At 48.6% G+C, this 19748-nt stretch carries 17 protein-coding genes; 10 read left to right on the forward strand and 7 right to left on the reverse strand.

All coding sequences use genetic code 11. From position 1 onward, the window contains the following. Positions 1-29: 29 nt before the first annotated feature. Positions 30-1139: an S-(hydroxymethyl)glutathione dehydrogenase/class III alcohol dehydrogenase gene (locus H6F51_08215; GenBank protein MBD1822477.1), complete on the forward strand. Its 1110-nt coding sequence runs from the start codon at positions 30-32 to the stop codon at positions 1137-1139. After that, positions 1139-1975 (forward strand): S-formylglutathione hydrolase, encoded by an 837-nt coding sequence (gene fghA / locus H6F51_08220; GenBank protein MBD1822478.1) that lies wholly within the window; start codon positions 1139-1141, stop codon positions 1973-1975. Before H6F51_08215 ends, fghA begins: the two co-directional genes overlap by 1 nt. On the opposite strand, the gene H6F51_08225 is transcribed toward fghA, so the two are convergent. Together H6F51_08225 and H6F51_08230 are read right to left on the reverse strand one after the other, a co-directional pair. After that, positions 1917-3341, reverse strand: coding sequence for a hypothetical protein (locus H6F51_08225; protein ID MBD1822479.1), 1425 nt, complete (start codon positions 3339-3341; stop codon positions 1917-1919). The genes fghA and H6F51_08225 overlap by 59 nt on opposite strands. Before the next feature lie 239 nt (positions 3342-3580). Next, complete coding sequence (locus H6F51_08230; protein ID MBD1822480.1) at positions 3581-5011, reverse strand: hypothetical protein; 1431 nt, start codon at positions 5009-5011, stop codon at positions 3581-3583. Between the two features lie 78 nt (positions 5012-5089). Here H6F51_08230 and H6F51_08235 point away from each other — a divergent pair, with 78 nt between their 5' ends. Next, entirely contained in the window at positions 5090-5371 is a 282-nt protein-coding gene (locus tag H6F51_08235; protein MBD1822481.1) for a hypothetical protein, read from the forward strand. Between the two features lie 12 nt (positions 5372-5383). On the opposite strand, the gene H6F51_08240 is transcribed toward H6F51_08235, so the two are convergent. Continuing rightward, positions 5384-6901, reverse strand: coding sequence for a UbiD family decarboxylase (locus H6F51_08240; protein MBD1822482.1), 1518 nt, complete (start codon positions 6899-6901; stop codon positions 5384-5386). 296 nt (positions 6902-7197) lie between these two features. Between H6F51_08240 and H6F51_08245 the strand changes: the two genes are divergently transcribed. Then, complete coding sequence (locus tag H6F51_08245) at positions 7198-7719, forward strand: hypothetical protein (GenBank protein ID MBD1822483.1); 522 nt, start codon at positions 7198-7200, stop codon at positions 7717-7719. Here H6F51_08245 and H6F51_08250 read toward each other — a convergent pair. After that, positions 7716-8756, reverse strand: a complete 1041-nt coding sequence (locus tag H6F51_08250) for a DUF4115 domain-containing protein (GenBank protein ID MBD1822484.1) — start codon at positions 8754-8756, stop codon at positions 7716-7718. The genes H6F51_08245 and H6F51_08250 overlap by 4 nt on opposite strands. A 159-nt stretch (positions 8757-8915) precedes the next feature. Between H6F51_08250 and H6F51_08255 the strand changes: the two genes are divergently transcribed. Continuing rightward, positions 8916-9401: a class I SAM-dependent methyltransferase gene (locus H6F51_08255; GenBank protein MBD1822485.1), complete on the forward strand. Its 486-nt coding sequence runs from the start codon at positions 8916-8918 to the stop codon at positions 9399-9401. Between the two features lie 90 nt (positions 9402-9491). Here H6F51_08255 and H6F51_08260 read toward each other — a convergent pair whose 3' ends face one another. Further along, a complete protein-coding gene (locus H6F51_08260) occupies positions 9492-10733 on the reverse strand; it encodes a ferredoxin-NADP reductase (protein MBD1822486.1) in 1242 nt (413 codons plus the stop codon). A gap of 272 nt (positions 10734-11005) precedes the next feature. Between H6F51_08260 and H6F51_08265 the strand changes: the two genes are divergently transcribed. Both H6F51_08265 and H6F51_08270 read left to right on the forward strand, forming a co-directional pair. Further along, positions 11006-12253, forward strand: a complete 1248-nt coding sequence (locus H6F51_08265) for a hypothetical protein (protein ID MBD1822487.1) — start codon at positions 11006-11008, stop codon at positions 12251-12253. 315 nt (positions 12254-12568) lie between these two features. After that, positions 12569-13579, forward strand: a complete 1011-nt coding sequence (locus H6F51_08270) for a phosphoribulokinase (GenBank protein ID MBD1822488.1) — start codon at positions 12569-12571, stop codon at positions 13577-13579. A gap of 262 nt (positions 13580-13841) precedes the next feature. On the opposite strand, the gene H6F51_08275 is transcribed toward H6F51_08270, so the two are convergent. Then, positions 13842-14000 (reverse strand): hypothetical protein, encoded by a 159-nt coding sequence (locus H6F51_08275; GenBank protein MBD1822489.1) that lies wholly within the window; start codon positions 13998-14000, stop codon positions 13842-13844. 28 nt (positions 14001-14028) lie between these two features. Here H6F51_08275 and H6F51_08280 point away from each other — a divergent pair, with 28 nt between their 5' ends. The 3 genes from H6F51_08280 to H6F51_08290 all read left to right on the forward strand — a co-directional run bounded on the left by H6F51_08280 (position 14029) and on the right by H6F51_08290 (position 18512). Then, entirely contained in the window at positions 14029-14457 is a 429-nt protein-coding gene (locus tag H6F51_08280; protein ID MBD1822490.1) for a hypothetical protein, read from the forward strand. A gap of 191 nt (positions 14458-14648) precedes the next feature. After that, the gene (locus H6F51_08285) at positions 14649-17750 is read left to right on the forward strand and encodes a valine--tRNA ligase (GenBank protein ID MBD1822491.1); all 3102 of its coding nucleotides are present in this window, start codon (positions 14649-14651) and stop codon (positions 17748-17750) included. Between the two features lie 303 nt (positions 17751-18053). Beyond that, positions 18054-18512, forward strand: a complete 459-nt coding sequence (locus H6F51_08290; GenBank protein ID MBD1822492.1) for a hypothetical protein — start codon at positions 18054-18056, stop codon at positions 18510-18512. On the opposite strand, the gene H6F51_08295 is transcribed toward H6F51_08290, so the two are convergent. Further along, positions 18509-19744, reverse strand: a complete 1236-nt coding sequence (locus H6F51_08295; GenBank protein MBD1822493.1) for an O-antigen ligase family protein — start codon at positions 19742-19744, stop codon at positions 18509-18511. The genes H6F51_08290 and H6F51_08295 overlap by 4 nt on opposite strands. Between the last annotated feature and the right edge of the window lie 4 nt (positions 19745-19748).

Here is a 19748-nt window from a genome sequence, read left to right on the forward strand (position 1 = left end):
TTTCAAGAAGTCAGACCAGGTTGGAAATTATGGATACCAAAGCGGCTGTTGCCTTCAAAGCTGGAGAGCCTTTAAGAATTGAAACCGTACAACTCGAAGCCCCGCAAGCGGGAGAAGTGTTAGTCGAAATCAAAGCGAGTGGAGTGTGTCATACGGATGCCTACACGCTTTCAGGAGCAGATCCGGAGGGCTTGTTTCCAGCGATTTTGGGTCACGAAGGAGCAGGAGTCGTAGTCGAAGTGGGCGAAGGCGTGAACAGCGTCAAACCTGGGGATCATGTGATTCCGCTCTACACGCCAGAGTGCCGTAACTGTGAATATTGTCTCAGTGGTAAGACGAATCTGTGTCAGGCGATTCGGACAACTCAGGGCAAAGGAGTCATGCCGAATGGAACGAGTCGGTTTTCGATCGACGGTGAACCCATCCTGCACTACATGGGCACTTCAACTTTCTCGAACTACACGGTTTTACCAGAGATTGCAGTTGCTAAAATTCGCGAGGATGCTCCGTTTGAGAAAGTTTGCTTAATTGGTTGCGGTGTCACTACCGGGGTCGGGGCTGTGATCAACACCGCGAAAGTCGAACCCGGTGCAAATGTTGTCGTATTTGGATTAGGCGGCATCGGCTTAAATGTGATTCAAGCAGCGCGAATGGTTGGGGCAAATATGATTGTTGGAGTTGATCTGAATTCCAGCAAACGCGCACTAGCTGAGAAATTAGGCATGACTCATTTTGTCAATCCCAGCGAGGTTGAGGGCGATCTTGTTCCTTATCTTGTGGAGTTGACCAAAGGCGGAGCCGATTACAGTTTCGAGTGTATTGGTAATGTGAAAGTGATGCGTCAGGCACTCGAATGCTGTCATAAAGGCTGGGGCGTGAGTGTGATTATCGGGGTTGCGGGCGCAGGTCAGGAAATTAGCACAAGACCGTTTCAGCTTGTGACTGGGCGCGTTTGGAAGGGAACAGCATTCGGCGGTGCAAAAGGGCGAACCGATGTCCCTAAGATTGTCGATTGGTACATGGATGGCAAAATCAACATTGATGATCTGGTAACGAAGATTCTCCCGATCGATCAAATTAACGAAGCGTTCGATCTGATGCACCGGGGAGAAGTAATTCGATCGGTGGTGACGTTCTAATGGAATTACTCAGTAAAACTCGCTGTTTCGGAGGATCGATTGAGGTGTATTCGCATCGATCGACCTCGTGCAACGCTCCGATGAAATTCTCGATTTATTTACCACAGCAAGCGAGGGAGCGATCGCTGCCGGTGCTGTATTTTCTCGCAGGTTTGACCTGTACCGAAGAGAATTTCATGGTGAAAGCCGGGGCGCAACAGTTTGCTGCAAAGCATGGATTGATCTTAGTTGCGCCGGATACCAGTCCGAGAAACACAGGGATCGCGGGCGAGGATGACGATTGGGATTTTGGAACCGGGGCAGGATTCTATGTGGATGCGACTCAAACCCCGTGGAATCAGCACTATCGAATGTACAGCTATACCGTGGATGAGTTGCCTGCTTTAATTGCTGAAAGCTTTCCGGTGAGGAATGATCGTCAAGGCATTTTCGGGCATTCGATGGGCGGACACGGTGCTTTGGTGTGTGCCTTGCGAAATCCTGAGCGTTATCGATCGGTTTCTGCCTTTGCGCCAATCTGTGCGCCGACGCAATGTCCTTGGGGTGAGAAAGCATTCTCGAATTATTTAGGATCAGATCGAGCCAGTTGGAAATTGTATGATGCAACCGAATTAGTTCAAGTGCAGAAATTTCCGCGATCGATTTTGATTGACCAAGGTACAAGCGACAAATTTCTTGCAAATCAGTTATTGCCTGAAGTATTTCAAAAAGCGTGTGAAACTGTCGGGCAACCGTTAACACTTCGATTTCAGGAAGGTTACGATCATAGCTACTATTTCATTGCGTCATTTGTTGAGGATCACGTTCAGTTTCACGCGGAAATTTTGCTTGCATAAATGCCCTGATCTTCGATCGCATTAACAAAGCAGCGAGCGGAGATCCCATCGTTAGAATCGTCGCTAAAATTCCCAGTGGATGTTTCCCCCATTCCAAACCAAGTGCAGCCGCAGTTCCAATCAATGAGAAGGCAAAACTCGCGATCGCAAAAATCGGTGCTTGTAAATTCAACGCCGCGATCGGGAGTAAAATTGTTGCATACCAAGGCTGATACCAGGGAGTGGCAACGGTAAATAAAGCAAGGGTGACCCATCCGATTTCTACCATCAATCGCTCTTCTAAAATTGATCGATTTCTGTAGATTCTGTAGAGGGTTATTGCATAGTAAATAGCAAACAAAATAATGGTAAAACGATGGAATGAAGTCAGGATGGTTTCTTGAGTAGAACTTGGCACGCTCGTTCGCATCAAAATAATTTCTAGCAAACTGTGCCATGATCCTGCTCTTAAACCTTCTACGGCTGGATTTACCAAGCTTTTCCAAGCAGCAATGGATGGTAAAAGCGTAAAGGATAAAACAAGAACAGCGAGCGAAGAAATCAGCAGGAATTTTCCGATCGTTTGCCAGCGTCGTTGCCGAATTAGAAATACTCCAATTAATGGAATCCAAATAATCGGCAAGGTCTTTGTTAGAAATCCAATTCCAGTGGCGACGAGAGCAAGCAGATATCGGCGGGTTTTAAGCAACTGATCGATCGCGATTAAAACAGTACATAAGAAAATATCAAGATGTGCTTCTGCCACTTGTTCAAACAGAAGAACTGGACTCAGCAAATACGCCAGCGTTACTTTGTCTCGATAAGCCTTAGTTTCTAGAATTCTCCAAATTAAGTAACTATTCAAAATGTGAAAAACTAAGCAAATGAGCTTGAAACCATAAACACCAAGAAGCAGATTAATCTCAGCTAATTTTGCAGGAATCAAAAAGAATAAAAGTGAAACAGCTCCATAGGTCGAGTTATAATTCCAGTCTACTAAATTGCTAAGACTAGAGCCAAAATCCCTCGCCTTTGTCAGATAAGGATTAACTCCATTTAGGCTCATCAGACCATACTGTAAATATAGATAAATATCATTCGTGACCGGATGAGATAACCAAGAAACCGCTAAAAATAAGCTTGCGGGCTTCAAAAGTTCGGCGAAATTTGCCGCGATCGTTTTTGAACGGAATCGTATTAGCCAAACCAGATATAAACCGCACAGCGCAAAAAACTCTACTGCTAATAAACGCTTGCGAACTAACCCCGAAAATCCCGAAATTGACACCACTCCGAGCGCATTCAGTTCATTCAGAGACAGTTGTATTGCAATTGCGATCGAGAGCGCGATCGCAACGATAAAAATTATTCTCTGTTTTAGTACCATACTTCTCCTTAGTTAACTATGCGCGAACAGAGTGCGGCTGTTTCTCTCTGGCTAGGATTTGTTTTGCTCGAACTGTATCACCCGAAAACCAGCGCCGCTAATTGAGGCACTCAATCTTCATCAATCAAGGCATAAATCATAAATTTCTTGCAAATTGACTTTACCCAGAACTTCGTGGGAGGTTTATCAATGCGTCGAGCAACCCATTATTCTATGAGGGTCGCGATTGTCGTCTTTGATTATTGCCTTACTTGTTCAAGCTCGCGTTTAGTTTCGTGCAGAAACTTTGCGTGGATCAATGCCGTAATCTTGTGTCGCATCAGGAGAACTACGATCGGGGAACCCATTGTTGGGACGATCGCAATGATTGCGAGGATGCGGGAACCCCACTCCAGACCAAGGGAAGCCGTTGTTCCGATCAGTGAGAAGGCAAAACTGGCGATCGCAAAAGTCGGTGATTGTAGATTCAGGGCCGCGATCGGAAGTAACACGGTTGCATACCAAGGCTGATACCAGGGAGTTGCAATCGCAAATAAAACGAAAGTAACCCACCCAATTTCTATCATCAATCGACTCTCCGAAATGGAGCGATTCAAAAAGATTCTGTACAGCGTTACTGCATAATAAGCCGCAAACAAGAGCAGCGTGAAACGATTAAATAAAGCAGTAATACTCGTTTGAACAGAACTCGGCACGATCGCTCCAGTTCGCATCAGGATGCTGTCTAAGACATCATGCCATGACCCCACAGTTCTATTTCCGACACCTGGATTGAGAATACTTCTCCAAGCATCAATAGTTGGAAACAATGTAAAGTGCAAGATCAGGATGCCGATTACGCTAAGAAATAGAAATTTTACGATCGTTTTCCAACGTCGCTGTCGAATTAGAAACACACCGATTAATGGAATCCAAATAATCGGTAGTGTCTTTGTTAGAAATCCAATTCCAGTGGCGACGAGAGCAAGCAAATATCGACCTGTCTTGAGAAATCGATCGACTGCGATCAAAACAGTACAGAGCATGACATCGATATGCGCTTCTGCAACTTGCTCAAACAACAGCACCGGACTGATCAAATATGCCAGTGTGACTTGATCTCGATAGGTTCTAGACTTGAGATTTTTCCAGATTAAATAGCTATTTAAGATGTGAAACCCCAAGCAGATTAACTTAAATCCGTAAACGCCAAGAAAGAGATTAATCTCAGACAACTTTGAGGAAACCAAAAAGAAGAAGAGTGAAACAACTCCATAAGTTGAACTTTGATTCCAATCGATTAAATTTGTGATACTAGAGCCAAAATCTCCAGCTTTTGTGAGGTAAGGATTAAGTCGGTTTAGGCTGATCAATCCGTACTGTAGATACATATAAATATCGTTTGTACCCGGATAAGACAACCAACAAACGGCCAAGAACGCGCTTACAGGCTTCAATAGTTCGCTAAATCGCGAAGCGATCGTAACTGGACGAAATTGAATTAACCACGCCAGATAAATCCCGCACAAAGCAAGGAACTCCAAGCCTAATAAGCGCTTATTTAATAACATCGAGAATCCCGATGTTGATACAATTCCAAGTATGCCGAGTTCGTTTAGGGTCAGTTGCATCGCAAGGGCGATCGATAGCGCGAGCGCAACAATAAAACCAACTTTTTGCTTTGAAATCATGCTTCCTATTGATTGATTAGGCGCAAGCAGAGCGAATCTGTTACTCTCTGGCTAGAGTCTGTTGTGCGCGAATATATCATGCAAAAACCATTAAGTCTGTCTGCCTTAAGATTGATGCAGCGAGAGTCGCCCGATCAAAAGCCGCCATCTCTCACTACCGTTTTGCTGATTAGCGCGATCGGGTTGCTGTTGGTGCTACCTGCAATTCTGCATGGTGTCTTTGATGCAATGGATATTCCATTCCATTTGCGCTGGACTCAACAATTTTCGGAGCAACTTTGGAGCAGCGACTTTTATCCCAGATGGCTCTACAACATGAATGCGGGATTAGGAAGTCCTGCCTTCTTTTTTTACCCGTAGGGCAACCGTGCGTTAAGGCTTGCCCATCTGATAGCCAAACAGATTTGGATCAACTTCTCCCAGCTTGAGATCGGCTAACCCATATTCCGCCCAGCGTCGATCGACCATCGCTGCCACATCCGGATCGGACTTGAGCGGATCAGCCCAAGGTCGATCGGTTTCCGGGAAAACTTTCGTCGTTGCGTCAATGCCCATCCGACTGCCTAAACCTGGTTTTTCTGTGGCAAAATCCAGCGAATCAAACGGATTTTCCGGCAAGATAAACACATCTCGCGCTGGATCAACCTTCGAGGTAATCGCCCAAACGACCGCTCTCGGATCGCGAATGTTAATGTCTTTATCCACCACAATTACAAACTTGGTGTAAGTGAATTGCGGTAACGCACTCCAAAACGCTAACGCCGCTCGTCTCGCTTGTCCGGGATAGGCTTTGTCGATCGAAATCACCGCCGCTTTATAGCTCAAAGCCTCCATCGGCAAGAAGAAATCGATAATCTCAGGCACCTGCTGCCGCAAGATCGGCGTGTAGATGCGATTGAGCGCGATCGCCATCATTGCATCTTCTTTCGGGGGTCGGCCGCTAAACGTCGTGAGATAGATCGGATTTTTGCGATGGGTCAGACAGTGAAACCGCAGTAAGGGCGCTTTCTCGTTTACGCCACCGTAATACCCCATGTGATCCCCCGCAGGGCCATCGATCGCCGTGTCTCCCGGCGTAATCGTGCCTTCCAACACAAACTCCGAATCCGCAGGCACTTCCAGATCGACAGTCTTACACTTGGCGAGGTGAACACCCGCTCCGCCATACAAGCCAGCAAATAGCCACTCAGACAGATCTACAGGGAGCGGAGTCGCCGCCGCCATGATAATCAGTGGATCAACCCCAAGCGCGATCGCCACTTCTAATTTCTCGCCGCGCTCCGCCGCTTTTCTCAAATGCCGCGTCGCTCCCCGCACTGAGAGCCACTGCACCGTCATCGTATTTTTCGACTGCAACTGCAACCGATACACTCCAACATTTGGAATCTTAGTTTCGGGATCTTTCGTAATCATCAATCCCAACGTCAGCACCTTCCCAGCATCACCCGGATATACCCGCAGTAAGGGTATTTGATTCAAATCCACCGCATCGTCTTTAAGCACGATCTGCTGACAAGCAGGAAGAAAATCACGGGCAGGTTTTGCTTGCACCACATCGTAGAGAACCTTACCTAACTCGATCGCTTGCGAAAACTTCTTCGGCGGACGCGGTTGATAAAGCAGCGCTAATTTCTTACCCAGCGTTTCGAGTTCCTGCGGCGACTCCATATTCATCGCCAAACACACCCGCTCCACCGTACCCATCAAATTGACTGCAACTGGATAAGGCGACCCCTTGACATTTTCAAACAGCAGTCCAGGCCCACCATGCTGCAACATCCGATTCGCAATCTCAGCAATTTCCAAGTCAGAATCAACCAGCGTTGAAATCCGGCGCAACTGTCCGCGTTCTTCTAGCTGTCTGATAAATCCGCGCAAATCTCTCGGCATGATTGAGCAATGTAAAGAACTTCTTTCATTATGAAGGCGGAAGGAAAAGGATTGCGAACCAGATGGGCGGCGGAGCAGTCTCGCTAGTAAGAATTTCAATTGTAATCAAGGGCACTTTAGACCTAAGTCTCTGTCACTCCTGACTTGTCCTTCTCTACTCATGTCTATCCAAAGAGTTCCACTCGAAGCCCTACAGAAAATTAGACAGCACCTCAAAACGATTCTGATAGTGCCAGAGTCAGAGAATCGCCCGGATAGATACACCGAGCAGGACGAACCCGCCATACCCGAATCTCTTGAAGAGTTGGGCACTTTGTTTCACTTCGGCATCTCCTTGGAGCAAACCCGCCAAATGCCCAATCGTCAGAAAAGCGTTAATCAGTGCTGGCGATGCTTGTACCGCGCTCCACGATCGCAATACACCCCCTAAACCTGAGGCTGCTTTACCAAACTTGATGGACGCGATCAACGGCGATCATTCTCCGATTTCGTTTATGATTGCTTCCCTGTTCCATCGCGAATTGCTTGAATTCGGTAAAGTTGGGCGGCTTGCGAGTTGGAGCCAGCAGCGTTTAATCAACGCTCTTCCACCCCATCCTGGCTGGCAATGGCGTACTGAGGTTCCGAAAGATTTCTCACCTAAAGTTCGAGTTGTTCCAGATGGGCGAGTTGCGATCGAATTTTTCACCTGTCGCACCGTCGCTCCAATTGCCATTTTCCAGCACGTCGATCAGTATCAGGCAAGACAGTACCACCCGAAATCTGTAGATCGAGCGATCGCCGTTCTTCAACCAGCCAGCGGCGGAGTTAAGCGTTAGGGCGTCGGTGGAAACGTCGCAGTTTGAACTTCCCCAGCACCGCCCATCGGTTTGAAGGTGGCGTTGTTGTAGGAAAGAGCCACTCCGCCTGCATTGCCAGCCCTCACACTAACTTGATTTTTCCCGCTCCACGATCGCTGAGTTCCCTGAGGCAGCGTTCCTTCAAATTCCGTTTTGCCATCAACCACCACTTCAACCCAGCTTTCCTCGTTGACATTCATCTTCACCCCGACTGCACCCGTTGGAGTTGGGCTTGCTGGAGCAGAAGCGGCAGGAGTCGGACTAGGAGCAACGATCGACGGTTGAGGCGGTTGCGTTACCGGAGCGGTTGCAGTCGTTGGAGCAGGACGCTCAGCCGGACGATTGAAAAGACTGGCAGCTAGTACACCAATCACACCGAAAGCGATCGCTCCTCCTAGCGCGATTAGGGGCAATCGGGTCGTTTCTTTTGGTGCAGGCGCGTCGACTTTTACTCTTGGCTCATCCCGAATTAGCTCAGGCTCTAACCTTTTCGGTTCATCCCGAATTAACTCAGGCTCTGACTTTTTCGGTTCACCCCGAATTAACTCAGGCTCTGACTTTTTCGGCTCGCTGCGAATTAGCTCAGGCTCTGATTTTTTCGGCTCATCCTGAATCAGTTCAGGTTCTGGCAGCTTCAGGGCGGGAGAAGGCGTAATGGGTGCAGCCGGTTTTGGCGGCACAGGCGCTTGAACAGCGGGCTTCAAAGGTGGCTCTGGGATGGAAGTGATTAAGGTTGCCGCAGAGGAAGTGGGGAGCGGAGACAAGTCTACTGTAAATTCTTTCGACAGGGCAATACCATTCAACCCGATCGCGTCTGCATAGCGCCGAATAAAGCCCTGGACAAAAACCGGTTCTGGAAGGCGATCGAGGTTCGCGTCTTCGATCGCGTTGAGGAGGCGCAGCGGAATGTAGGTCTTTGCAGCAATTTCTTCGAGCGACATTGACTTTTTCTGGCGCTCTTCACTGAGGCGAGTTCCGATCGCTTTGAGTTGTTCTTTTTGTGCTGAATTGCCCATAAGTCCTATCGCTTTCCCTTAGCCTAGCGTCACACAAAGCACTTTAAATCAAGTCTATGCAGTCGAGTCAAGCGTATCGCATCTTGTTCTGGTGTACAAAATTGCAATTGTATTTTCAGTATGATCAGCAACAGCCCAGCATTTGTAAAGTGAGACAGGATGCCGCGTAGACCGGATATTGCTTTTATTCCAACGCCTCAAAGCGCGATCGAGACGCTGCTTGAGACGTTACAGGTGAATCGATCGGATGTGATTTATGACCTCGGTTGTGGTGATGGTCAGGTGTTGATTACGGCAGCTTTGAAGTACGGAGCGCGGGGTGTAGGAATTGATATTGATCCAGCGCGAATTGAAGCAGCCCAAATGAAAGCAGAACAGGCGGGAATCAGCGATCGCCTAACCTTTCGAGAGCAAGATCTATTTGAGAGCCGATTTGAAGACGCTTCGATCGTGGTTCTTTATCTGTTACCGCATTTGAATCTCAGACTTCGACCTGCATTACTAGAACAGCTTCGACCGGGAACTCGGATTGCGTCGATCGATTTTGATATGGGCGATTGGCAACCCGAAAAAGTGATCAAACTTGAGATTGAAGAAGAAACAACTTTGTATTTTTGGACGGTTCCAGCAGCGATCGCACGTTAAGGCTAGAGAGATAAAACAACAAGAATTTCAGCAAAAAACCGGAAGAATCGCAAAATTCTTCCGGTTTTAATTCAGATCCGCTAATCGAAATTAGTACGTTTCAACGTGCCAACGACCCGCTTTCTTCATTGCGCTGCGGAACTCTTTCCACTCGATTCCTTCTTTTGCTGCTTCCGCACCGAGAGCCGCGTCAATGCCGTCCTCCATGCCCTTCAAGCCGCAAATGTAAGTGTGAGTCTTCTCGCTCTTCATCATCTGGAAGAGTTCAGCCGCATTTTCAGCCACGCGGTCTTGAATGTACATTCTGCCGCCGTCCTTATTCTTCTGCTCACGGCTGATTGCAGTCGTTAAGCGGAAGTTCGTCGGATACTTCTCAGCCATCTCTTCAAGCTCTTCCTTGTAGAGAATGTTTGCGCTGGTCGGAATTCCAAAGATCAGCCAGGAGAAACCTTTGAACTGATAATTGGGGTTCGCTGCTCTTTCGTTGTCCTTGAACTGTCTCCACAGATAGGCACGCATCGGAGCAATTCCCGTTCCGGTTGCCATCATGATCACATTGGTATCTTCCTCTTCCGGCAAGAGCATTTCTTTTCCGGTGGGGCCTGTGATCTTCACGTCTGCACCTGCTTCCAGGTTGCACAGATACGTGGAACAAACGCCGTAAACGGTTTCACCGGTTTCGGGGTGCTTGTACTCTAGCTGACGCACACAGAGCGATACGGTTTTGTCATTCACATCATCGCCGTGACGAGTAGATGCGATCGAATATAAACGCAGTTTTTCTGGCTTGCCGTTCTTGTCCGTTCCCGGCGGGATAATGCCGATACTTTGACCTTCCACGTAAGTCAGATCACCGCCCGAGATATCAAATTTGATATGTCGAACCGTTCCAATCCCGCCTTCACCCACTAGCTCAACATTGGAGATGCACTTTCCAACGAAGGGGTTATTGGGCTTGTAAATGTTGACTGGAACATCAGCGTGTTTTTTAGCCTTGGCTTGTGTCATCGGCTTAGATCCTGGTGTGTTGCTCTCAGTAGCATTTTCCTGCTTGACAGCAGGCGCTTTCTGTTCAACAGTAACGTTTCCAGTTCCGTTGCCGTTTGCCTCTAAAGGCTGAATGCTGACGATCTTGCCGCCCAGACGGGTAATCCGCTGCATGAATTCGTTCATGCGATTGTAGGGGACATTGATGAAAGTGCTGCCACTTTGCCGAATCGGGTAGTTTTGCTGATCGGTTGTCTCGTTTTGGCGCAATCCGACCACTTCATACCGGAAGACGCGGCTCCCAGAAGGGGTGTTCGCAGCACCCGACGCGCTGGAATAATACATCGCTCTGTGTTTCTCCGACCTAAATGAACTAAAACTGTGCTGCAAGTAGCTTGTTTAGATTAATATGCAACGTTTGGGGATCGATCGCAAATTTACCCCAACCTGATCTAAACGTGCTTAGAAGCTAAAACGACTCCCGTTCCTACTTTACAGAGGCTTTGAGACATTCGATCGCGCTAATTGTAAAGCTGAGATTAATCTTTTGTCTTTAGGGGCGCATTGCCCAGGGCGGAATGCCATTAAATTAGAGTCTGGAGAATTTAGCCCCAGTTGTGAAGCAGTTAACGATCGCCAACTTTCACCCCAAACATTCCCCCTATTTCTATGTGATTGCTGCGTTAATAATCGGCAGTTTACTTCGGGTAATTTATCCCGAAGATATGGAGTGGAAAGCAGACGAGATTTGGAATTATACAAACGGTGAAGCGCTCGCACAGGGTCAAATTCCCTTTACCTGGGTAGGAATGCCAAGCAGCGCGAAAGTTTTGAATCCAGGGTTTAGTCTGTGGATCTTTACGGCGTTCGGTTGGTTTTCCGCTTCACCGATCGAAATGGTGCAGTGGGTGATGTGGCTGAATGTTGCAGCGTTGTGGGCAATGTTTGGATTTGTGATTTGGCAAATTCTCGAAGAAGAACGATCGCCTTGGCTGTGGGGTTTGGCGATCGTGGCTGTAAATCCCCTATCGATTTTGTTTTCCCGACAGATTTGGACAACCGATTTACTTCCACCGCTTGCAGTCTTGACGATCTTAGGACATTGGTTTCGTCGGCATCCCTTTGGCGCATGGCTCTGGGGCTTGATGAGCACGATGATCGGGCAGTTGCACATGAGCGGTTTTTTTTACGGAGCGGGATTGTTTCTCTGGACAGTTTGGCGAGATTACAAAGAGAATCGCTTAGCAGAAACGGCTTGGAAGGCTTGGGCAATTGGAACCATTTTGGGATTGATTCCGTTTGCGATGTGGCTGCACTTGGTGATCGATACTTTCGGGGGTGCGGGTCGTCCGATTCTGTCGCTGTTGTTTCCGAAGTTTTATTTGCAGTGGATTGTCTTAGGGCTAGGCACAAATCTGAGTTATTCACTTGGGAAGATTATGTGGAGCCACTTCATCCAGGAGCCGCTAATTTTCGGACAGCCGACTTACTTGATTGGCATTGCTCATCTAATTCTCGTTGCGATCGGGCTTAAAGTTCTCATTGCCTTCATTCGCCGCAAGCCGCTAAATCCGCCCGTGGCGCGATCGCTCGACTTTTATTTCAATGCAATGGGAATTGGCATGGGAGGATTAATCACCTTGTCGATGCTCAACATTCCGCCGCATTATGTAGTTGCTCCATTTCCGTTTATCCACGTCTGGTGGGCAACCCACTTGCAGAACCGGTGGCGATCGCTCGTGGCGCTGATTTTGCTTCAGCTTTTTATCTCTGTGACGTTTATTGCGTTTATTCACCGAACAGGCGGATTTACGGATTCAGGCTATGGCGTTACCTACCGGATTCAAATGCAGCAAAAACAGTAGATAGTACAGTAGTACAAAGTTTTATATTTTATTAAGGCTTGTACCAGGGATCGCGATTTGGTAGAATCCCCTTAACCGATAGTATTAAATACTTATCGCTATACCTTGAGCCTTGATCGGCTGCTTGCAAGGTATTTTTTTGCGGCGACTTGGAGCAATCTCAAATCCCGTAGTAATACTTTGCGCTGTGACTCGTTAAGGTAAAGCGATCGATAAAGCAATTTATCGATCAAACGAAGCACTATCGATGCAGCCTCGACTCTCCGGGCTGATCTCATAAACCGTCGTTGACTTTTTTGTTATTAGAGGAACCTTATGACCAGTAAGCCAGACCGCGTGGTTTTGATTGGCGTTGCCGGAGACTCCGGATGCGGTAAGTCCACGTTTCTGCGCCGAATCACAGATCTGTTTGGGGAAGATTTCGTCACTGTGATCTGCCTGGATGATTACCACAGTCTGGATCGGAAACAGCGCAAGGAAACGGGCATCACGGCACTCAACCCGAAGGCAAACAACTTTGATTTGATGTACGAGCAAATCAAAGCGCTGAAAAACGGAGAAACGATCGACAAGCCGATTTACAACCACGAAACCGGCATGATCGATCCGCCAGAGAAAGTCGAGCCGAACCACATTGTTGTGATTGAGGGCTTACATCCGCTCTACGATCAGCGCGTGCGTGAGTTAATCGATTTCAGCGTCTATCTCGACATTAGCGATGAAGTCAAAATCGCCTGGAAAATCCAGCGCGATATGGCAGAGCGGGGTCACAGCTACGAAGATGTGTTGGCGCAAATCAACTCGCGCAAACCCGACTTTGATGCGTATATCGATCCGCAAAAAGAATTCGCGGATGTGGTGATTCAAGTGTTGCCCACGCAATTAATCAAAGACGATCAAGAGCGGAAGGTTCTGCGCGTTCAAATGATTCAGCGTGATGGCATCGAAGGATATGATCCGGTTTACCTATTTGATGAAGGTTCCACGATCGATTGGACTCCTTGCGGTCGCAAGCTGACCTGTTCGTATCCCGGCATCAGAATGCACTACGGCCCCGATGTGTACTACAAACACGGCGTTTCAGTCCTCGAAGTCGATGGTCAGTTCGACAAGCTCGAAGAAGTGATCTACATCGAGCAGCATTTGAGCAAGACTTCAGCGAAGTACAACGGCGAAGTCACCGAACTGTTGCTGCAACACCGGGAATATCCGGGTTCCAACAATGGAACAGGGCTGTTCCAAGTGCTGACTGGTCTGAAAATGCGGGCAACTTACGAGCGTCTGACAAACACAGTTGGCGCAACCAAAGTACCTGCAAAGGTCTAGGACTGATTGAAATGGCGAAAGGAAGCGCGATCGCGCTTCCTTTCTTTTTGAGATCAACCAATTACGATCGCCAATGTCTCCAATAAGTTCTCCTGGGGATCAAGCGATAAGTGGCACAGCCTTTTGATTTATAATAATCCCTTAAGAATCGTGATTTATCAAAATATTTGTTTGCAGCGCCACGGGTAGGTTCTTCCGGTCGTGAGCAAGCGGTAATTCTGTACAAGAGAGGACAAGGCGCGATGGCGACGAGCCGTAGGAATCAATCAACTACTCGCAGAGCATCCAGCCGAAACAACACAGCGGCGAAAACTTCGGTTCCAGTTGATTCTTCACCCGCAACACCGGAGACTTCCACTTCAGAAGCTCCCGTTTCACAACCCCCTACTGAACCGATCGACGAACCTGCCGAGCCGTCCACACCAGCACCTACACAAGAGGAAATCCCTATGAGTAATCCAGAATTGATTGAAGCAACGGCAACGCCTGCAGAAGGCAATGGAAGCGCGATCGAAATTCTTAGCCTTCCGAGCTTGTCTGCTGGAAATCGTCCGATCATGTCGGATGATTTTGAGGTGGCAGGTACGATTCAATCGGCGGGAATTCGCCCGATCGAAGCGAGCCACATGGCAATCTACGGCACGATTATGAATGGTCGTCCGATTATGTCGAGCAATCTGAAAGTGGCTGAAATGCTTCCGGGAAATCGCCCGATTTTTTACAGCGATTTTCATGCAGTCGAAGGGTCGGAAACACTTGGGCGACCTGTGATGGCGAGTGAACCTGGATTGCTATCGGCTAATCGGCACATGGGCGATCGTCCCGTGTTTTCCAACGATCTGGATGACTCCACCGCGCTGATGGGTTTCATCGATTAATTGCTTGCTGAACTCGCAAATCAGAACCCCTGCTCTAAAGCTTGTGCTTTAGAGCAGGGGTTCTGATTTGGAGATTGAGCCTTTTGATCGCGATCGCTTGATTCATTTGCACAGACTCGATTTTTAACGCTTGCTCATGCAAAGAACCGTTTATCATAGGCTAAATGTCCCCAACCTTCTAGAAACTTCTCATGACTGCTACTCTTCCAACTCAATACAGCGCCGCAACCACTGAAGCGAAATGGCAAAAGTTTTGGGAGGAGAATCAGGTCTTTAAAGCTGATCCAAATCAACCCGGTGAGCCGTATTGTGTCGTGATTCCGCCGCCGAATGTGACGGGCAGTTTGCACATGGGTCACGCTTTTGAAAGCTCGCTGATCGATGTATTGATTCGATATCAGCGAATGCTCGGTAAGAATACGCTGTGGCTGCCCGGAACCGATCACGCCAGTATTGCGGTTCAGACGATTTTAGAACGGCAACTGAAAGCGGAAGGCAAAACCCGCAATGATTTGGGTCGTGAACAGTTTTTAGAACGTGCTTGGAAATGGAAGGCGGAATCGGGCGGAACGATCGTTAATCAGCTCCGACGCTTGGGCGTGTCGGTGGATTGGTCACGTGAACGCTTTACAATGGACGAAGGGCTTTCGGCTGCGGTGCTGGAGGCGTTTGTGAAGCTGCACGATGAAGACTTGATTTATCGCGGCAATTACCTCGTCAATTGGTGTCCGGCAACGCAATCGGCAGTGTCGGATCTCGAAGTTGAGAGCAAAGAAGTTGACGGTAATCTGTGGCATTTTCGCTATCCGATTAAAGAGCAGGACGGCTTTATTGAAGTCGCAACCACCCGACCAGAGACGATGCTGGGCGACACAGCGGTGGCAGTGAATCCGAACGACGATCGCTACAAAGATCTGATTGGTAAGACCTTGATTTTGCCACTGGTCGGTCGCGAGATTCCGATCGTTGGCGATGAACATGTTGATCCGAGTTTCGGAACAGGCTGTGTTAAAGTCACACCCGCGCACGATCCGAACGATTTCGAGATGGGTCAGCGTCATCAATTGCCGTCGATCAATGTGATGAACAAAGACGGCACGATGAACGAGCAAGCCGGGGAATTCGAGGGGCAAGATCGCTTTGTAGCGCGGAAAAACGTCGTGAAGCGACTCGAAGAAGAAGGCTTTCTGGTCAAGATTGAGCCGTATAAACATACCGTGCCCTACAGCGATCGCGGTAAAGTCCCTGTCGAACCGCTACTTTCAACTCAGTGGTTTGTCAAGATTAAGCCATTGGCTGATTTTGCGCTGGAATCCTTAGATGAAGAAGATTCGCCGCGATTTGTACCGGAGCGCTGGACAAAGGTTTATCGTGATTGGTTGGTCAGTCTGAAAGATTGGTGTATCTCGCGGCAGTTGTGGTGGGGACATCAAATTCCCGCTTGGTATGCGATCAGTGAGACAAACGGCGAGATTACCGACTACACGCCGTACATCGTGGCGCGATCGCAAGAAGAAGCGCAGACGAAAGCGATCGCGCAGTTCGGCGAGAATGTCCAAATCAAGCAAGATCCAGATGTCCTCGATACCTGGTTCTCTTCAGGGTTGTGGCCTTTTTCAACACTAGGTTGGTCGAACACCGAAGCAGAAGACTACAAGCGCTACTATCCAACCTCAACACTCGTCACTGGATTTGACATCATCTTTTTCTGGGTCGCTCGGATGACGATGATGGCGGGACATTTCACCGGACAAATGCCGTTTAAGGATGTCTACATTCACGGTTTGGTGCGGGATGAGAACAATAAAAAGATGTCGAAATCGGCAAACAACGGCATCGATCCCCTCATCCTGATTGATAAATACGGCACCGATGCTCTGCGATACACCTTGGTTCGGGAAGTCACAGGCGCAGGTCAGGATATTCGGATTGCTTACGATCGCAAAACCGACGAATCCGAAACCGTCGAAGCGTCGCGCAATTTCACCAACAAACTGTGGAATGCGTCGCGCTTTGTGATGCTGAATCTCGACGATAAAACACCTGCTCAATTGGGTCAGCCGCAGAATTTAGAACTGAGCGATCGCTGGATTCTCTCACGATTCAATCAAGTCACGCGCCAAGTCCGTAACTATATCGACAATTATGGGTTCGGTGAAGCGGCGAAAAGCCTCTATGAATTCATCTGGGGTGACTTCTGCGATCAATATATCGAGTTAGTCAAATCGCGACTGCAAGACCAAAATTCACCCACGCGCCTTGCAGCCCAGCAAACCCTTGCTCATGTGCTAGAAGGAACGCTCAAACTGCTGCATCCCTTCATGCCACACATCACCGAGGAAATTTGGCACACCCTAACGCAGACCCCGGAAAGCGATCATAAGTCTCTTGCGCTCCAAAGCTATCCCGTCCCGGATGCAGCATTCATCAATCCGAGTCTTGAGCGGCAGTTTGAGCTAATCATCAACACGATTCGCACGATTCGGAATTTGCGATCGGGAGCCGAGATCAAACCCGGAGCAAGAATCACCGCTGCGCTCTCGACCGAAGACGAGCAAGAAAAGCAAACGCTGATCACAGGACAGTCTTATATCAAGGACTTGGCAAGGATTGAAACGCTGACGATCTCAGGAGCGGGAAATGCTGACGCTCAAAAACGATTGATCAATTCCAATCCGCCCATTCTCGCAACCGCATTGGACACGCTTGGCAACTTCTTCGGTAAACATCAAAGGATTTTGCTGTCACTTCTGCTGATTGGCGCGATCGCGTTTGCCCTCAAGCTTGCAGCGACAACGCTGGATGCCATTCACGATGTCCCACTGTTTGCCCCACTCCTCGAAATCGTCGGGATCGGCTACACCGTTTGGTTTGCAAAAACGCGACTCTGGCAAAGAGACGATCGCCAGACCTTCTTCAAACAGGTGAATCAATTCAAGACTGAAGTGATCGGAGAACCGAAACCGCCAGCGCCTCAGATTGCGCCCGCACCTCAGGTCGCGCCCGCACCACAACCTGAACCTGTAGACGATGCCAAAACGATCGTCGGTGTAACCGGAACCGTCAAAATCTCGATTCCGCTAGCTGGACTGGTCGATTTTGAAGCACTCAAAGCTAAGACCGAACGAGATTTGAAGAAAGTAGAGGCAGAAATTCAAGCGCTGAGGGGTCGGTTGAGCAATCCGAAATTTGTCGATAAAGCGCCGCCTGATGTGGTGCAATCGACTCGTGAAGCCCTAGCCGAAGCAGAAAAACAGGCAGAAATTCTCAAAACTAAGCTCGATCGCCTTTAAATTATCGATTCTTAACGTTTGCGTCAGAGATGCGCCATTTCAGCATCTCTTTTTTTGTGATTCTGTGAGGTAGACCCATCAATAATTCCGATAGAAAACAGGGAGGTTATACTATTTTGATAGGTACAAACTCTGATCGCAGTTGTCAAGACTGCTCCATGAAAGTGCCCATCAGGTTAGTGCATCTACGGACGATGGAACGGGTAATCTAGCGTTGAATGCTGTTAGCACACTAGCAGGTAAGACCGCCCTGTAAATGCCCCTGAGCATCGTTCCCACCGAGACGACATCGAGAGAAAATTAATGCTGCACTTGGCGCAAATTCAAAAAAAGGGCTATCTAGGCAAAGCAGGATTGCGCTTACTGGCTGCTCAAAAGTCAGAGCATATTTGGACAAAGCTTCCTGAAGAAGAGACGGTGCTTTCCACCGAAGCCAGCGGCTTTAGCGATGGCTTATTAGTTTTAGTCGATATCTCGAACAGCAATCAGATTTTAGACATTCGAGAAGCAAAAGACTGGGTGCTGGAGTTGGTGCAGCGATATCTCACCTACGGAGTCACTCCCAGTCATTTGCAGCAGGAGATCGAGCGGGCAGAACAATGGCGACAATCGTTAACGCTTGAGAGCCAAGAACTAGCGCGACGGCAAATCGAGCTTGAGGCACGGCGCGAACAAATCCAGGTCTTAGAAGAAGAACTCAAAAGCGAGAAAAAGCAGCTAGAAACGCGAATGGCAGAACTGCGATCGCAGAGTCAGGATTAGCTTACTGCCTTCGTTTTCCAAATTCCAGCTAGTAGCACCCAGCCCATCAAATTAATCCGGGCATCGAATAGCGGCACATCTAGAAAGTTGAACAACGTACAGGCAAAGAAGGCGATCCAGAAGGTGAAATAAATTCGCCGATCTAGTTTGTGTAGCTTGCGCCACTGGAGAACCCCTTGAGCCAGAATCCAGCCCACCAAGCTGTATAGCAACAAAGCTGCGGGCAATCCGGTTTCAGCAGCCATCATCAAGAAAAGATTGTGCGGGTGTCCAAGCCAAAGGTGCATTTGCTCAGTATAGAGTTTCGAGAAACTGCGGAGTCCCCAACCTGTCAAGGGGCGTTGTTCTGTCATCGACCAGGCAAATTTCCACTGGGTCGATCGCAGTTGGTTCACAGGTCGATCGCTGTACATTTGATCGTTTAACCGTGCCCAGAAAAATCGCGGCACGATCGTTCTTAACGGCAATACGATCGGCTCTGGAGCAAACGCGGCTCCTAACATCAAGCCTGTTACGGCTCCGACCAGCGCGACGATCGTTTTCCAGCCCTGATAGAGCGCAAACGCCAAACACGCTAGAACCGCAATCGCCCAAGCATTGCGCGAATGGGTCAAAATTAGCCCGATCATATTGAGGCAAAGAATCACACCTAAAATTGGCTTGCGTTCTTCTAGCCACACTCCCAAGCCGAGAATAAATACGATCGCGTAATAGCTCGCCAACACATTTGCATAAGTGAACACCGAGGACATCCGACCCAAAGGCTCACCCCCAGGTGCGATCGTCCATTCAATCAATCCCCAAAGCAACGAGGGCGATCCCCCGACCTGAAAAAACAGTTGCATCAATCCAATCAGTGTCACCGGAATGGAAGTCAGCACCCAAATCCAGGCGATTTGCCTGAGCTGCTGAGGCGATGCGATCAGTTCACCCAGTCCGGCAAACACAACAAAGAAAGGCAGGAAGTTGAACAACCCCAAAAAGGCGGTGGGACGATCGACAGCAAACGTCGCTGCCCCAATCATCAGCACGCTCAGCACCGCCAAGCCGCGATTTACGGGTTCACGGCTCATGCGCGAAAATAGCCGTCGCCAAATGTCCAGTGCCACCAATAGAACCGGAATCCCACCCAGAAACACGCTAAAAGGCAGCAGCAATAATCCAACTTGAACGACAGTCCAATGTTTCTGCAAAGCTGGATCAGGATGAGATTGAAGGCGCTGCGTTTTCAATTCC

The sequence above is a fragment of the Cyanobacteria bacterium FACHB-DQ100 genome (assembly GCA_014695195.1).
In the GTDB taxonomy this organism is placed as follows: domain Bacteria; phylum Cyanobacteriota; class Cyanobacteriia; order Leptolyngbyales; family Leptolyngbyaceae; genus Leptolyngbya.

Coding starts and splice junctions, on each gene's coding strand:
- H6F51_08215 (MBD1822477.1), top strand. CDS start 30: ATGGATACCAAAGCGGCTGTTGCCTTCAAAGCTGGAGAGCCTTTAAGA.
- fghA (MBD1822478.1), top strand. CDS start 1,139: ATGGAATTACTCAGTAAAACTCGCTGTTTCGGAGGATCGATTGAGGTG.
- H6F51_08225 (MBD1822479.1), bottom strand. CDS start 3,341: ATGGTACTAAAACAGAGAATAATTTTTATCGTTGCGATCGCGCTCTCG.
- H6F51_08230 (MBD1822480.1), bottom strand. CDS start 5,011: ATGATTTCAAAGCAAAAAGTTGGTTTTATTGTTGCGCTCGCGCTATCG.
- H6F51_08235 (MBD1822481.1), top strand. CDS start 5,090: ATGCAAAAACCATTAAGTCTGTCTGCCTTAAGATTGATGCAGCGAGAG.
- H6F51_08240 (MBD1822482.1), bottom strand. CDS start 6,901: ATGCCGAGAGATTTGCGCGGATTTATCAGACAGCTAGAAGAACGCGGA.
- H6F51_08250 (MBD1822484.1), bottom strand. CDS start 8,756: ATGGGCAATTCAGCACAAAAAGAACAACTCAAAGCGATCGGAACTCGC.
- H6F51_08255 (MBD1822485.1), top strand. CDS start 8,916: ATGCCGCGTAGACCGGATATTGCTTTTATTCCAACGCCTCAAAGCGCG.
- H6F51_08260 (MBD1822486.1), bottom strand. CDS start 10,733: ATGTATTATTCCAGCGCGTCGGGTGCTGCGAACACCCCTTCTGGGAGC.
- H6F51_08270 (MBD1822488.1), top strand. CDS start 12,569: ATGACCAGTAAGCCAGACCGCGTGGTTTTGATTGGCGTTGCCGGAGAC.
- H6F51_08280 (MBD1822490.1), top strand. CDS start 14,029: ATGAGTAATCCAGAATTGATTGAAGCAACGGCAACGCCTGCAGAAGGC.
- H6F51_08285 (MBD1822491.1), top strand. CDS start 14,649: ATGACTGCTACTCTTCCAACTCAATACAGCGCCGCAACCACTGAAGCG.
- H6F51_08290 (MBD1822492.1), top strand. CDS start 18,054: ATGCTGCACTTGGCGCAAATTCAAAAAAAGGGCTATCTAGGCAAAGCA.